This window comes from Flavobacterium pokkalii (genome assembly GCF_014596575.1).
Taxonomy (GTDB): Bacteria; Bacteroidota; Bacteroidia; order Flavobacteriales; family Flavobacteriaceae; genus Flavobacterium; species Flavobacterium pokkalii.
On sequence record NZ_NASZ01000002.1, the window covers coordinates 142048 to 156877 of the forward strand.

15 protein-coding genes are annotated in these 14830 nt (G+C 35.6%); 12 read left to right on the top strand and 3 right to left on the bottom strand.

The window, feature by feature from the left end; genetic code table 11:
* Positions 1 to 33 precede the first annotated feature (33 nt).
* Positions 34 to 834, bottom strand: a complete 801-nt coding sequence (nadE, locus tag B6A10_RS02540; RefSeq protein WP_055093938.1) for an NAD(+) synthase — start codon at positions 832 to 834, stop codon at positions 34 to 36.
* A 102-nt stretch (positions 835 to 936) separates the two neighbouring features.
* On the opposite strand from nadE, the gene gldB reads away from it, so the two are divergent.
* Together gldB and gldC are read left to right on the top strand one after the other, a co-directional pair.
* Positions 937 to 1902, top strand: a complete 966-nt coding sequence (gldB, locus tag B6A10_RS02545; protein ID WP_055093740.1) for a gliding motility lipoprotein GldB — start codon at positions 937 to 939, stop codon at positions 1900 to 1902.
* Positions 1902 to 2237 carry a gliding motility protein GldC gene (gldC, locus tag B6A10_RS02550; RefSeq protein WP_055093742.1) on the top strand — a complete coding sequence of 112 codons (336 nt, stop codon included), beginning with the start codon at positions 1902 to 1904 and terminating at the stop codon, positions 2235 to 2237. The genes gldB and gldC overlap by 1 nt, the downstream gene beginning before the upstream one ends.
* Positions 2238 to 2319: 82 nt before the next feature.
* On the opposite strand, the gene yihA is transcribed toward gldC, so the two are convergent.
* Positions 2320 to 2937: a ribosome biogenesis GTP-binding protein YihA/YsxC gene (gene yihA, locus B6A10_RS02555; protein ID WP_026712333.1), complete on the bottom strand. Its 618-nt coding sequence runs from the start codon at positions 2935 to 2937 to the stop codon at positions 2320 to 2322.
* 23 nt (positions 2938 to 2960) lie between these two features.
* The gene (locus tag B6A10_RS02560) at positions 2961 to 3725 is read right to left on the bottom strand and encodes an alpha/beta fold hydrolase (RefSeq protein WP_026712332.1); all 765 of its coding nucleotides are present in this window, start codon (positions 3723 to 3725) and stop codon (positions 2961 to 2963) included.
* Between the two features lie 378 nt (positions 3726 to 4103).
* On the opposite strand from B6A10_RS02560, the gene mraZ reads away from it, so the two are divergent.
* The 10 genes from mraZ to murG all read left to right on the top strand — a co-directional run bounded on the left by mraZ (position 4104) and on the right by murG (position 14819).
* Positions 4104 to 4574 carry a division/cell wall cluster transcriptional repressor MraZ gene (gene mraZ, locus B6A10_RS02565; protein WP_026712331.1) on the top strand — a complete coding sequence of 157 codons (471 nt, stop codon included), beginning with the start codon at positions 4104 to 4106 and terminating at the stop codon, positions 4572 to 4574.
* On the top strand, positions 4549 to 5457 hold the full coding sequence (rsmH, locus tag B6A10_RS02570) for a 16S rRNA (cytosine(1402)-N(4))-methyltransferase RsmH (RefSeq protein WP_188219603.1): 909 nt from the start codon (positions 4549 to 4551) through the stop codon (positions 5455 to 5457). Before mraZ ends, rsmH begins: the two co-directional genes overlap by 26 nt.
* A gap of 3 nt (positions 5458 to 5460) precedes the next feature.
* Positions 5461 to 5808, top strand: coding sequence for an FtsL-like putative cell division protein (locus B6A10_RS02575; protein ID WP_026712329.1), 348 nt, complete (start codon positions 5461 to 5463; stop codon positions 5806 to 5808).
* Positions 5799 to 7802 carry a penicillin-binding protein gene (locus tag B6A10_RS02580; protein WP_188219604.1) on the top strand — a complete coding sequence of 668 codons (2004 nt, stop codon included), beginning with the start codon at positions 5799 to 5801 and terminating at the stop codon, positions 7800 to 7802. Before B6A10_RS02575 ends, B6A10_RS02580 begins: the two co-directional genes overlap by 10 nt.
* Positions 7802 to 9262 (top strand): UDP-N-acetylmuramoyl-L-alanyl-D-glutamate--2,6-diaminopimelate ligase, encoded by a 1461-nt coding sequence (locus tag B6A10_RS02585; RefSeq protein WP_394354328.1) that lies wholly within the window; start codon positions 7802 to 7804, stop codon positions 9260 to 9262. The genes B6A10_RS02580 and B6A10_RS02585 overlap by 1 nt, the downstream gene beginning before the upstream one ends.
* An 80-nt stretch (positions 9263 to 9342) precedes the next feature.
* On the top strand, positions 9343 to 10572 hold the full coding sequence (mraY, locus tag B6A10_RS02590) for a phospho-N-acetylmuramoyl-pentapeptide-transferase (RefSeq protein WP_055093748.1): 1230 nt from the start codon (positions 9343 to 9345) through the stop codon (positions 10570 to 10572).
* A 1-nt stretch (position 10573) separates the two neighbouring features.
* The gene (murD, locus tag B6A10_RS02595) at positions 10574 to 11905 is read left to right on the top strand and encodes a UDP-N-acetylmuramoyl-L-alanine--D-glutamate ligase (RefSeq protein ID WP_188219606.1); all 1332 of its coding nucleotides are present in this window, start codon (positions 10574 to 10576) and stop codon (positions 11903 to 11905) included.
* Positions 11906 to 11989: 84 nt separating this feature from the next.
* Positions 11990 to 12352 carry a four helix bundle protein gene (locus B6A10_RS02600; protein ID WP_188219607.1) on the top strand — a complete coding sequence of 121 codons (363 nt, stop codon included), beginning with the start codon at positions 11990 to 11992 and terminating at the stop codon, positions 12350 to 12352.
* 39 nt (positions 12353 to 12391) lie between these two features.
* A complete protein-coding gene (locus tag B6A10_RS02605; RefSeq protein ID WP_188219608.1) occupies positions 12392 to 13687 on the top strand; it encodes an FtsW/RodA/SpoVE family cell cycle protein in 1296 nt (431 codons plus the stop codon).
* Between the two features lie 34 nt (positions 13688 to 13721).
* Positions 13722 to 14819 (top strand): undecaprenyldiphospho-muramoylpentapeptide beta-N-acetylglucosaminyltransferase, encoded by a 1098-nt coding sequence (gene murG, locus B6A10_RS02610; RefSeq protein ID WP_188219609.1) that lies wholly within the window; start codon positions 13722 to 13724, stop codon positions 14817 to 14819.
* Positions 14820 to 14830: the final 11 nt, after the last annotated feature.

The following is a 14830-nucleotide window of genomic DNA, read 5'->3' on the forward strand; positions in this document are numbered from 1 at the left end:
GGAATAATTTTATTTTTAATGGATAAAATCGTATTAATTCCGATTAATTACACAGACAGGTATTGGATTCATCTTATGTTGGTTGATGGTGTTGAGTTTTTTGTAGATTTTAAACACCTCTTTTTCTCTTTCGGTATAATTGTCTGAAGGACTGTTGTTTTGGTCTTCCATCATGGCCCATTCTAATTCGTCGTAACTTGCACCTAATTGTTGTTCGTCTGTTTTTTCATCTCCAAACAAACCGTCGGATGGCTGAGCAGTCAAAATAGATTCAGGGACTTTTAAATAAGCTGCCAGAGCAAATACGTCTGATTTCATTAAATCGGCAATTGGACTTAAATCAACACCACCGTCACCGTATTTAGTATAGAAACCAACTCCGAAATCTTCTACTTTATTTCCGGTTCCGGCAACCAAAAGACCGTGAACTCCGGCATAGTAATATAAGGTAGTCATTCTTAAACGGGCGCGGGTGTTGGCAAGTGTAAGGTTTAATTTATTTTCTTCAAAGTTTGTAGGAACTTCTTTTTTGAAAGCTTCAAATACAGCCGTTAAATCACTTTGAATACTGCTAACGTTTAGGAAACGTTTTTTTAATTGTTCAATATGTTCTTTAGCACGGTTCACGTGGCTTTGGTGTTGGTGAATAGGCATTTCAACACATAAAACCTGAAGTCCGGTTTGAGCACATAAAGTTGAGGTTACAGCCGAATCTACGCCTCCGGAAATTCCCACTACAAAACCATTTACTTTTGTGGTTTCTGCGTATGATTTGAGCCAGTTAACAATGTGAGTGTTTACTTCTTCAACTTTAATGCTGCTTTTTTTAGTCATAATTGTTCCAATTTTAGTTGTCAGGAATGTATCTTTGTGCATAATTTTTCGGTTAATCTGCTGGTTATCCTGACGCAATGCTGCAAATTTAATTAAAATAAAATGAAAACGTATGTAAATTTCTTAGTTCTCTTGTTCTTTTTTTTCTCTTGTAATACTAAAAATAAGACAGAAAAGGCAGTTGAAGCTATTCCTGTAGATTTGCAAGTGATCCGATTTGATAAAATTTTTTTTGAAACGGAACCTAAGGATTTGCCTAAAATTAAAAAGGAATTTCCTTTTTTCTTCCCTGCCGGAAATGATGATACGGTTTGGTTGGAGAAAATGCAGCATCCGCTTTGGAGAGAATTATACGGCGAAGTTCAAAAGAAGTTTTCAGACTTTGATTCTTATAAATTGGAGATTGAAGAGGTGATTAAACGCATCAAGTATCATTTTCCAAAAGTCCAAACACCAAAGAAAATTTTTACAGTTATTTCAGAGATGGATTATAATAATAAGGTAATCTATGCCGACAGTTTATTGATTGTTTCTCTCGAAATGTATTTAGGAAAAGAACATGAGTTTTATCAGTTTCCAAATTACATCAAGCAAAATTTTGAGCCTAAACAAATGATACCGGATGTGGTGGAAAGTTTTGCTAAAAGGAAAATAATGCCCGAAAGGGATAAAAGTTTTTTGGCAGCGATGGTTCAGGCTGGAAAAGAGTTGTATTTAAAAGATATGTTGTTGCCGGAAGATGAATATAAAGATGAAGATAAAATAGGCTATACTCCGGAACAGCTGTTGTGGTGTAAGGAAAATGAAAGTTATATTTGGCGTTATTTTATTGATGGGCAATTGTTGTATGATGATGATCCGAAATTAGTTTCCCGATTTATCAGTCCGGCGCCATTTTCTAAATTTTATCTGGAAATTGATAATGAATCGCCTGGAAAAGTCGGTGCCTGGATAGGATGGCAAATTGTTCGTTCGTATATGAAAAATAATGAAGTATCTTTGCCGGAGTTAATGCGGGTTTCTGCTAAAGAAATTTTTGAAAAGTCAAATTATAAACCTAAGAAATAATGTCAAACACACATAAATCGGAAATTAATTTTCTGGTAGAATTAGATGAAAACCGAATTCCTGAAAAATTATACTGGACGGCAAAAGACGGCGGAGTAGAAATGGAGGAATCCAAAGCAATTATGTTATCGGTTTGGGATAGCAAAGCTAAAGAAAGCATGCGCATTGATTTGTGGACCAAAGATATGCCGGTAGATGAAATGAAAATTTTCTTTCATCAGACTTTAGTGGCGATGTCAGATACTTTTCAGCGTGCTACCGGAGACGAAAAAATGTCGGCAACGATGAAAGATTTCTGCGAATATTTTGCTGAAAAATTAGAGTTGACGAAATAGTTTTTCGAATATAGCTAAAGTAAAAATCCCAAATTCCAAGTTTGATAATTGGAATTTGGGATTTTTTTATGAGATTTGGAATTTAAAATCCGTTGTTATTGAAAATTTCCTGATTGACTTCGTCAATATAATTTAGAAGTTGTTCTTTTCCGGTGCCTTCGCTTGATGAGGTTACAAAGTAAGGCGGCATTTCGGCCCAGTTATTGGCGAACATTTGTTTGCGGTAAGCAGCAATATGCGAATCAATTTTAGTTTTACTGATTTTATCGGCTTTGGTAAAAATGATGCAAAATGGGATTTCGCTTTCACCCATAAAGCTCATGAATTCAATATCAATTTTCTGAGCTTCATGACGGATGTCGATTAGTACAAAAGCACAGGCCAGCTGTTCTCTTCTTTCAAAATAATCGGTAATGAATTGTTGAAAAACCGATTTAGTTTTCTTAGAAACTTTGGCGTAACCATAACCAGGTAAATCGACTAAAAACCAGTTTTTGTTGATTAGAAAATGATTAATTAGCTGTGTTTTTCCTGGTTTTCCGGAGGTTTTAGCTAAATTTTTGTTGTTGGTCAGCATGTTAATTAATGATGATTTCCCAACGTTTGACCTGCCTATAAAAGCATATTCGGGCAAAAAATCCTTAGGACATTTGCTTACATCTGAGTTGCTAATTATAAATTCGGCGGTATTGATTTTCATTTTATATTTTGTTTAAAAAAGGCTTACAGATTGGTTTTTTTAAGCCATTCTTCTAATAAATTGTTGAATTCGTCCGGATGTTCCATCATGGCAGCGTGTCCGCATTTGTCAATCCAGTACAAACTTGAATTTGGTAATAATTTGTTGAATTCTGTGGCTACTTCAGGAGGAGTAACCTTGTCATTTTTTCCCCAAATAATACAGGTTTGCACGTGCATTTTTGGTAAATCTTTAGCCATGTTGTGACGAATAGCACTCTTAGCGATGGTTAAAGTTTTGATTAACTTAATGCGATCGTTTACGGTTGCATACACTTCGTCAATTAATTCCGGAGTAGCAATTTTAGGGTCATAAAAGACATCTTCTGCTTTTTTCTTGATGTATTCATAATCGCCACGTTTTGGGTAACTGTCGCCCATGGCACTTTCATAAAGTCCTGAACTACCTGTGATTACCAGTCCGGCAACTTTTTCAGGATACATTTTGGTATGGTACAGTGCAATGTGGCCGCCTAATGAATTACCTAAAAGTATTACGCGGTCAAAACCCTTAAAAGTGATAAAGTCTTTTACGTATTTGGCAAAGGCTTTTACATTCGTTTTTAGAAGGCTTTGGGTGTATATGGGTAAATCCGGAATTACAATTTTGTATCCTTTGTCAGAGAAGTAACGTGCTACACCATCAAAGTTGCTTAGGCCGCCCATCAATCCGTGTAAGATAACAATCGGGGTGCCTTCTCCTGCTTCATAATAGCTGTATTTGCCTTCTTTTTTATAGTTTTTCTCCATGCTTTTGAATGCGAATTTCAATTTTGACAAATATAGGATTTAATCAGTTAAAAAAGTTTTTGAAAACACTTTTTGGGGATAATATTTTGAATTTTTAGGGCTTTTTGCTTGGTGTTGTTTGTTATGTTGTTGAGACTCTTGTGTTTTTTTGTGAAAATATTGTGTTTTTTCTAATGTTAAATTGGTGGTTTTTGGGGTGATTTTTTTGGGTAAAATTCTGTTGCTTGTCAGAAAAGAGAATTGAGCTAATATTCTGATAGTCTAAAAATTAAGGGTTTTGTGTTGAAAGTGGGTAAACTTATCAACAAAGTGGTAGAAAGTGGTAAAAGGTGGTAATTTTTTTTATATTTTTGCTCTATATCATTTAAGAACTATTTTTTGAATACAATTGTTGGGACATACGAGTGTAAAGTTGATGCTAAAGGGAGGGTGTTGTTACCTGCTCCTTTGAAAAAGCAATTGGCTGCATCGCTTCAGGACGGATTTGTCTTGAAGCGCTCGGTATTTCAGTCCTGTTTGGAGTTGTATCCAATGGAAGAATGGAATTTGATGATGCAAAAAATCAACAAACTCAATCGGTTTGTGAAGAAAAACAATGATTTTATCCGAAAGTTTACTGCCGGAGTAAAAGTGGTAGAGATTGATGCTTTAGGACGTTTATTGGTTCCGAAGGATTTAGTGAATTTTGCCAATATTACTAAAGATGTTGTGTTTTCATCGGCGGTAAATATTGTGGAAATCTGGGATAAGGATTTGTATGAGCAGTCTATAGATGATGGAGTTGATTTTGCAGATTTGGCTGAAGAAGTAATGGGTAATATAAATGACGACGAAAATGGAATATCATAATCCGGTTTTGCTTAAAGAGACGGTTGACGGTTTGAATATCAAGCCGGATGGTGTGTATGTGGATGTGACTTTTGGAGGAGGTGGTCATTCGAAAGAGATTTTAAGACGATTAGGTCCAAATGGAAAATTATTCGCTTTTGATCAGGATGAAGATGCTCTGGCTAATGCACTTGCAGACGAACGATTTGTTTTGATTAATGAGAATTTTAGATATATCAAACGGTTTTTACGTTTCCACGGAGCGCGAAGTGTGGATGGAATCCTGGGTGATTTAGGTGTTTCTTCACATCAGTTTGATGTGCCGGAAAGGGGTTTTTCTACCCGATTTGACGCGGAATTAGACATGAGAATGAGTCAAAAAAATGACTTAGATGCTTATAAAGTGGTAAATGAATATGATGATGCCAATTTAAGACGTGTTTTTTATGATTACGGCGAGTTGAAAAATGCACCGGCTTTATCAAGAACGATAATAGAAGCCCGCTTACACCGACCAATAAAAACTACTGATGAACTGAAAGATGCTTTAGCGAAATATTTGCCGGAGAAAGTTAGAAATAAAGTGTTGGCACAAATTTATCAGGCGATTCGGATTGAAGTAAACCAGGAAATGGATGTTTTGAAAGAGTTTTTAGAGCAATCCTTAGAAATATTAAATCCGGGAGGAAGGTTAAGCGTGATTTCCTATCATTCTCTCGAAGATCGTTTGGTAAAGCGTTTTATGAAAAACGGAATGTTTGAAGGCGAGCCGGAACGGGACTTTTTTGGGAATTTTTCCGTGCCGTTTAAATTAATAGGAAAACTGATTGTTCCCAATGAGGAAGAAATTAAGATAAACAACAGAGCCCGAAGTGCTAAATTAAGAATTGCAGAAAAGATTTAGAGGATGAAGATGAGTATTTACAATCTGTTAAAAGCAAGGTTTTTAATCGATGAAGATGCGATCAAAAATTGGCGTTTTATTGTTTTTTTGATTGTTCTGGCAATTATTATGATTGCAAATACACAGCGTTACGAACAAAAGGTTTTTAAAATTGCCGAATTAGCATCAGAAGTAAAAGAGTTACGTTCGGAATTTGTAGACAGACGTTCGGAATTAATGAAACTGAGAATGGAATCGACCGTTTCTGAGAAAATGGAAGAAAGACAAATTTTTCCATCGACAGTTCCGCCGGTGAAGATAAAAGTAAATAAAGAAGAAGATAAAAGTTTCCTTAAGAAATTATGGCAGTAGAAGATAAATACATATCGTACCGAATTTATCTGGTTGCTTGTGCTATTTTTTTGATGGCATTAGCGGTTGCTGTAAAGTTGACAAATATTCAGTGGGTTGAAGGAGATTATTATCGCGAATTGGCTAAGGAAAGAACGGTGAAGAATTTTGTAATTCCGGCTAATAAAGGAAATATTTATTCTTCTGACGGAAGTTTGTTAGCTACTTCGATACCTAAATATATTATTCGTTTTGATGCTTTAGCGCCTAAAAAAGAAGATTTTGAAAATAATGTCAGAGCATTATCGGATTCCTTAGCAACAATTTTAGATAAGTCGTCTTATTATTATCAAAATGAATTAAGAAAGGCCAGAGCCAATAACAATCGTTATTTTTTAATTGCACGTGATTTAAGTTATACCGATTATATGAAGATTAAAAGTTTTCCTTTGTTCGAATTAGGTTCGTATAAAGGAGGAATTATAGTCGATCAGAAAACGGTTCGCGAACATCCGATTGGTAAAATTGCTGAAAGAACCATTGGTTACGAAAGAACATACGATGCAGGACATTCAGACGGAAAAGGGATTGAATGGGCTTACAAAGATTATTTGAATGGTAAAGACGGACGAATTTTAAAACAAAAAATTGCCAAAGGACAGTGGAAACCTATTCGCGACCAGAACGAAGTAGATCCGTTAGACGGCTATGATGTAATTTCAACCATCGATGTTTATATTCAGGATATTGCACATCATGCTTTGTTAAAGCAGTTAGAAGATTATGAGGCCGATCATGGTTGTGTGGTGGTGATGGAAACGCATACCGGTAAAGTAAAAGCGATTTCTAATTTAGGAAGAGCTAATGACGGAACGTATTATGAAACCACTAATTATGCAGTAGCCGAATCCCACGAACCGGGCTCTACCTTTAAATTGGTGGATTTGATGACAATTCTTGAAGACAAAGTAGCTGATACCAGTACGGTTTATGATACACAAGGCGGAGAAATTCGCTATTCCGGAAAAGCAGTAAGAGATTCTCATAAAGGAGGTTATGGGAAGATCTCTCTGGCCAGAGGTTTTGAATTGTCTTCTAATACAGTTTTGGTTCAGGCGGTTTATGATAATTATAAAAACAATCCATCCAAGTTTGTAAATCATGTGAATTCTTATGGTTTGAACAAACGCTTACACATGGATTTTAAAGGTGAAGGACGTCCTTTTATTCCGCAGCCAACAGATAAAAACTGGTCGAATATTTCTCTGCCTTGGATGGCTTTTGGATACGGTGTTTCGGTTACTCCAATGCAAACTTTGGCTTATTATAATGCAGTTGCCAATGATGGTATAATGGTCAAACCTTATTTTGTTTCAGAAATCAAAGAATGGAACAAAACCATCAAAAAGATGGAGACTCAGGTGATTAATCCTAAAATTTGTTCGGATGAAACACTTTCAAAATTAAAGGCGGTTTTGAAAAATGTGGTTAAAAAAGGAACGGCTTCTAAATTATATTCTAAAGATTTTCCGATGGCCGGAAAAACAGGAACAGCTCAGGTAAATTATGGAAAACGTGATGGTTCCGGTTTGTATTATGCGTCTTCATTTGTGGGTTATTTTCCGGCTGATGCGCCAAAATATTCCTGTATCGTGGTAGTTCATAAACCGAATACGGCTAATAATAACTATTACGGCGCCGATGTGGCGGGACCTGTTTTCAAGCGTATCGCACAAAAAATTTTTACTGAGGTACCTTCAACAAATGAAATTAAAAAATTAGACAGTAAAGTACCTAAACAGGAAAAAAGTTATAATGAATATTTTGCGAAGCTTCAGAAAAACCAGCAATTAATGCCTAATGTAAAAGGAATGCCGGGAATGGATGCCATTGCTTTATTGGAAAATTTAGGATTACAAGTAAGAGCAAAAGGTATTGGAAAAGTAAAAAGTCAATCCTTGCAGGCGGGACAAAATATTAGAAAAAACACAACTATAACCTTAGAATTATTGTGATTAAACTAAAAGACATATTATACCGAGTAGCAATCGACGCCGTTCACGGTTCGACAGATATTGCTATCCACAAATTGGATTTTGATTCCCGAAAAATTGAAGCTAATGATGTGTTTGTGGCTATTCGCGGTACCATTTCAGACGGACATGATTATATTCAAAAAGCAATTGACTTAGGTGTTAAAGCCGTTATCTGTGATACTTTTCCGGAGCAGTTTGCCACTGAAGTAACTTATGTAAAAGTAGATGATACCAATAAAGCCATGGCTTTTATGGCGGCTAATTATTTTGGAAATCCATCTGAAAAATTAAAATTAGTTGGGATTACAGGTACTAACGGCAAAACTACGATTGCTTCGTTGTTGTACCAATTATTCAATAAAGCGGGTTTTAAAGTTGGTTTGCTTTCTACCGTAAAAATTTTGGTAGATGATGTTGAGTATAAAGCAACACATACCACTCCGGACTCGATTACTATTAATCATTATTTGAATGAAATGGTTAATGCCGGTGTTGAATATTGTTTTATGGAAGTGAGTTCACACGGAATTCATCAAAAACGTACGGAAGCATTGCATTTTACGGGAGGTGTTTTTACCAATTTGTCGCACGATCATTTGGATTATCATCCCACTTTTGCGGAATACCGCGATGTTAAAAAATCTTTTTTCGATCATTTGCCAAAAACAGCTTTTGCTATTTCGAATATAGATGATAAAAACGGTGCTGTGATGTTGCAAAATACGGTAGCTAAAAAACGTACTTATGCACTAAAATCCTATGCTGATTATAAAGCGCAAATTTTAGAAAATCTGTTGTCAGGTTTGTTGTTGAAAATTGAAGGAAATGAAGTTTGGGTTAAACTAATTGGAGTTTTCAATGCTTATAATTTGTTGGCAATTTATGCAACGGCTATCGAATTAGGATTGGATAATTTGGAAACTCTTCGTTTGTTGTCCGAATTAGAAAGTGTTTCTGGTCGCTTCCAATATATTGTTTCGGATTCAAATATTACTGCGATTGTTGATTATGCACATACTCCGGATGCCTTAGAAAATGTGTTGAAAACCATTAATGAAGTGCGTACCAAAAACGAGCAACTGATTACGATTGTAGGTTGCGGAGGAAACCGAGATAAGGCCAAACGTCCTATTATGGCCGAAATTGCATCTGAATTGAGTAATAAAACCATTTTAACTTCAGATAATCCACGTGACGAAGATCCGGAAGTGATTATTGCTGAAATGGAAAAAGGTGTTCCGCCTCAAAATCATAAAAAAGTTTTTGCTGTAACCGACAGAAAACAAGCGATTAAAATTGCCTGTCAATTGGCACAGCCAAATGATATTATTTTAATTGCAGGAAAAGGACATGAAACCTATCAGGAAATCAAGGGTGTGCGCACTGATTTTGACGATATGAAAATTGTAAAAGAAATTTTAGAAGAACTGGGCAAATAATAGTTTAATCATCAAACTGATTAAAAAAAATAAAAACACAACGCTACACAATTAAATATTAAACAAATAGAACAAAAGATATGCTGTATTATTTATTTGATTATTTCAACAAAGTATTAAATCTTTCGGGGACGGGAGTTTTTCAATACATTACCTTCAGATCTTCATTGGCATTTATTCTTTCGCTTTTGTTGTCAACTATTTATGGTAAGAGAGTTATTAAGTTTTTGCAAAAACAACAGGTAGGAGAAACCATTCGTGAGTTGGGTTTAGAAGGACAAAATGAAAAAGCAGGAACGCCTACAATGGGAGGTTTGATTATCATTTTTGCCACATTAATTCCGGTATTGTTGTTTGCTAAACTGCATAATATTTACATCGTTTTACTTATTGTTACGACTTTGTGGATGGGAACCATTGGTTTTATTGACGATTATATTAAGATTTTCAAAAAAGACAAACAAGGTTTAAAAGGGATTTTTAAAGTTGTGGGTCAGGTAGGATTAGGGTTAATTGTGGGGAGTGTGTTGTATTTTAATCCGCATGTAACGGTTAGAACGGATACCGGAAAAACAGACGTTTTTAAGGTTCCTACGGAAACTGTGGTAATGCCGGCTCCTGTAGAAGAAAAATCTACAGCAACGACCATTCCTTTTTTCAAAAATAATGAGTTTGATTATGCTGAATTATTAGCCTGGACGGGTGAAGGTTATCAAAAATGGGCCTGGATTATTTTTATTCCGGTGGTGATTTTTATTATAACTGCGGTTTCAAACGGAGCGAATTTAACCGATGGAATCGACGGACTCGCAGCGGGAACATCAGCGATTTCGGTCTTGGCACTGGCTATTTTTACCTTCGTTTCCGGTAATATTATTTTTTCTAATTACCTCAATATTATGTATATCCCAAACTCGGGAGAAATGACGGTTTTTATTGCCTCATTTGCCGGAGCTTTGATTGGGTTTTTATGGTATAATTCGTATCCGGCTTCAGTTTTTATGGGAGATACCGGAAGTTTAACAATTGGAGGTGTAATTGCTGTTTTGGCGATAGCTGTCCGAAAAGAGTTGTTGATTCCTTTATTGTGTGGGATTTTTTTGGTAGAAAATTTATCGGTGGTTTTACAGGTGAGTTATTTTAAATATACCAAGAAACGTTTTGGCGAAGGCCGAAGAATTTTCCTGATGTCGCCTTTGCATCATCATTATCAGAAGAAAGGTTATCACGAAAGTAAAATTGTAACCCGATTTTGGATTGTAGCCATCATGCTGGCTATCCTTTCCATTGTTACCTTAAAACTAAGATAAGATGAGATTAGTTGTATTAGGCGGAGGCGAAAGCGGTGTGGGAACAGCCATTTTAGGGAAACAAAAAGGATACGATGTTTTTGTATCTGATTTTGGAAAAATAAAAGAAAGTTACAAAGAAGTTCTTATACAAAATGCGATTGCCTGGGAGGATGAAAAACATACAGAATCCTTAATTCTGAATGCCGATGTGGTGATGAAAAGTCCCGGTATTCCTGAAAAAGCTCCGATTGTTAAAAAGTTGATTGAAAAAGGAATTCCGGTGATTTCTGAAATAGAATTTGCGGCTCCTTTTACAAAAGCTGTTACGATTGGGATTACGGGAAGTAATGGAAAAACAACCACTACAATGCTAACGTATCATTTGCTGAAATCGGCAGGATTGAATGTAGGACTGGCGGGAAATATCGGAAAAAGTTTTGCCGAACAGGTTGCCGAAGATAAATACGATAGTTATGTATTGGAGTTGAGTAGTTTTCAATTGGACGGAATTATAAATTACAAACCGCATATTGCGATTATAACCAATATCAGTCCGGATCATTTAGACCGATACGATTATAAGTATGAGAATTATATTGATTCGAAATTTAGAATAACGATGAATCAAACCGAAGAGGATTATCTCATTTATGATGCAGATGACGAAGCTATTTCGGATTGGCTAAAGAAGAACAAAACAAGAGCGAAATTAATTCCTTTTTCATTGACAAAAACTTTTGACGAAGGAGCCTTTATAAAAAATAATACAATGGAAGCAATCATTAATCAGGAAGAATTTAAAATGGAAACAGAATCAATTGCCTTAGAAGGAAAACATAATTTAAAAAATGCCATGGCAGCGACTTCTGTAGCCAAATTGATGCAAATTAGAAAAGCAACAATTCGTGAGAGTTTATCTAATTTCCAGGGTGTAGAACACCGTCTTGAAAAAGTATTGAAAATTCAAAATGTACAATACATTAATGATTCTAAAGCGACGAATGTAAACGCAACTTTCTTTGCGTTGGACAGTATGACGACACCAACGGTTTGGATTGTTGGAGGAGTGGACAAAGGAAATGATTATAATGAATTGATGGCTTTAGTACGTGAAAAAGTAAAAGCTATTATTTGTTTAGGAGTTGATAACAGAAAGATTATCGATGCTTTTGGAAATGTGGTTGATATCATGGTGGAAGTAAATAATATGAACGATGCTGTAAAAATGGCACAACGTATTACAGAAAAAGGAGATACGGTTTTATTGTCGCCAGCCTGCGCGAGTTTTGATTTATTTGAAAACTACGAAGACAGAGGTCGTCAGTTTAAAGCGGCAGTGCATAATTTATAAATTTCAGATATTAGAATTTAGATATTAGAATTTAGATTTTAGATATTAGAATTTTAATTGAGATAATTATTCGAAGAATCGTTTATGACTAATGAAGAACTTAAGTTAAGAACTAAGAATTTTTCTTTGATGATAATTGATTTAGTTGAAAAATTACCAAATTCAATTTCTGCAAAGGTTGTTGCAAATCAAATAGTAAGAAGTGGAACTTCTGTAGGAGCTAATTACAGAGCGGTTTGTAGAGCTAGAAGTGATAGGGAGTTTGTTTCTAAAATGAACATAGTTTTAGAAGAGGCAGATGAAACGTTATTTTGGATAGAAATTATTATTGAGAAAAAATGGTTTGGTAAGTCAGAATTGGATTTTATTTGGAAAGAAGGCAATGAGCTGACAGCTATTTTTGTAAGTACATTAAAGACGGTTAATAATCGAATAAATCAAAAGTAAATCTAAAATCTAAAATCAGAAATCTAAAATATATTAAGAATGAAAAAACTAATAAACAGATTAAACGGAGATAAAGGGATTTGGTCTTTTGTGGCCTTATTGGCCTTGTTTTCCTTTATGCCTGTTTTTAGTGCCAGTAGTAATCTGGCTTATTTGGGGCATGGTACCGGAAATACTTTGGGTTATTTGGTAAAACATTTAGCGCATGTTGCCTGCGGTTTTGCTATTATTTATTATGTACACAAAGTTCCGTATCATTATTTTAGATCCATTTCTAAAATTGCTTTGCCGGTGGTTTGGGTTATTTTAGCCATAACCATGATTAAAGGAACTGTTATTGGTGGAGCCAATGCCAGTCGTTGGATTCAGATACCTTTTGTAGGGATTTCGTTTCAGCCTTCGGCTTTAGCGGCTTTGATTTTGTATGTTTTTGTGGCGCGGTATTTATCTAAAACCCGTTCCGAACCTATCGAATTTGTACAGTCTTTAAGAGAACTTTGGTTGCCGGTTTTTATTACTTTGATTTTTATTCTTCCGGCTAACTTTTCGACTACAGCATTGATTTTTTCAATGGTGTTAATGCTTGTTTTTGTGGGTAAATATCCTTTGAAATATATCGGAATTATTGTGGGTTCGGGAATTGTTTTCTTATCATTTTTCTGGGTGTTGTCTAAAGCTTTTCCGGATGCCAAATTGTTTTCGAGGGTGAGAACCTGGGAAAGCCGAATTGAAAATTTCAGTACTAATAAACCCGACGAAGACGATTACCAAATTGAGAAAGCCAAAATAGCGATTGCCTCCGGAAAAATTTACGGTTTAGGACCTGGAAAAAGTGTACAGAAAAACTTTTTGCCGCAATCTTCTTCCGATTTTATTTATGCCATTATTGTGGAAGAATATGGTTTGATTGGCGGTTTAGGAGTGTTGGCTTTGTATTTATTGTTGCTGTTTCGTTTTGTGGTTGCCTCGCATAAAGCCAATACTCTTTTTGGGAAATTGGTTGTTATCGGACTGGGTTTTCCTATGATTTTTCAGGCGATGATTAATATGGCTGTGGCAGTGGAATTATTGCCGGTTACTGGACAAACTTTGCCGCTTATCAGTAGCGGAGGAACTTCTATATGGATGACTTGTATTTCTTTGGGAATTATTATTGGGGTGACCAAAAAAGAAGAGGAAATCGAGCAGGAACAAAAAGAAGCTGCCCGAAGAGAAGAAGCTTTACAGCGATTGATTGATGCCCAACTGGAAGCTGAAGATGAACAAAATCAAAATCAATCTTTTTCGATAGAAGACAAAACAAATAATCCGATGAATGCCGTTTTGAATAGATAATATTCGAAACCAATAGAAATAGATTTTTATAGCAATGGGACAGTATAAATTTATATTAAGTGGCGGAGGAACCGGAGGACATATTTATCCTGCGGTGGCAATTGCTAATGAATTAAAATCAAGATTTCCTGACGCGGAGTTTCTTTTTGTAGGAGCCCAGGATAAAATGGAAATGCAAAAAGTGCCTCAGGCCGGATATGCTATTGAAGGTTTGTGGATTGCAGGATTGCAGCGAAAATTGACTTTGCAAAATGCCATGTTTCCTTTGAAACTCATCAGCAGTTTGTGGAAATCCCGAAAAATTATCAAAGCATTTAAACCGGATGTGGTAATCGGGACTGGTGGTTTTGCCAGCGGACCGTTGTTACAAATGGCTAATATGCTTGGAATTCCAACATTAATTCAGGAACAAAATTCCTTTCCGGGAATTACTAATAAATTATTGAGTAAAAAAGCGAATGCAATTTGCGTCGCTTATGAAAATTTGGAACGATTTTTTCCAAAAGAAAAAATGATTTTAACGGGGAATCCGGTGCGTCAGGATTTGATTGCTATTGCTGATAAAAGAGCTGAGGCGATTGCTCATTTTAAATTGGATGCCAATAAAAAAACACTTTTAGTGCTTGGCGGAAGTTTAGGTGCAAGACGAATGAATCAGCTAATTGAAAAAGAGCTGAAAAATATTTTGGCTCAAAATGTTCAGATTATCTGGCAATGCGGAAAATTGTATTTTGAAGAATATCAAAAATACAACTCCGAAAAAAATGTTCAGGTGGTTTCTTTTATTGAAAGAATGGATTTAGTTTACGCTGCTGCTGATATTATTATTTCCAGAGCAGGGGCTTCTTCGGTGTCGGAATTATGTATTGTAGGGAAACCGGTCATTTTTATTCCGTCGCCAAATGTTGCTGAAGATCATCAGGCTAAAAATGCGAAAGCGATTGTAGATAAAAAAGGAGCTATTTTGCTTAAGGAGTCTCAATTGGATGCTGAATTTAGTTTGGTTTTCGAAGCTTTATTAAAAGATCCGGAAAAACAAAAACAGCTGAGTGAAAACATAAAAGAATTGGCATTGGCTGAGGCAACAAAACAAATTGCCGACGAAGTAGTGAAATTAATTAGAAAGAAATAATCAGAACTAAA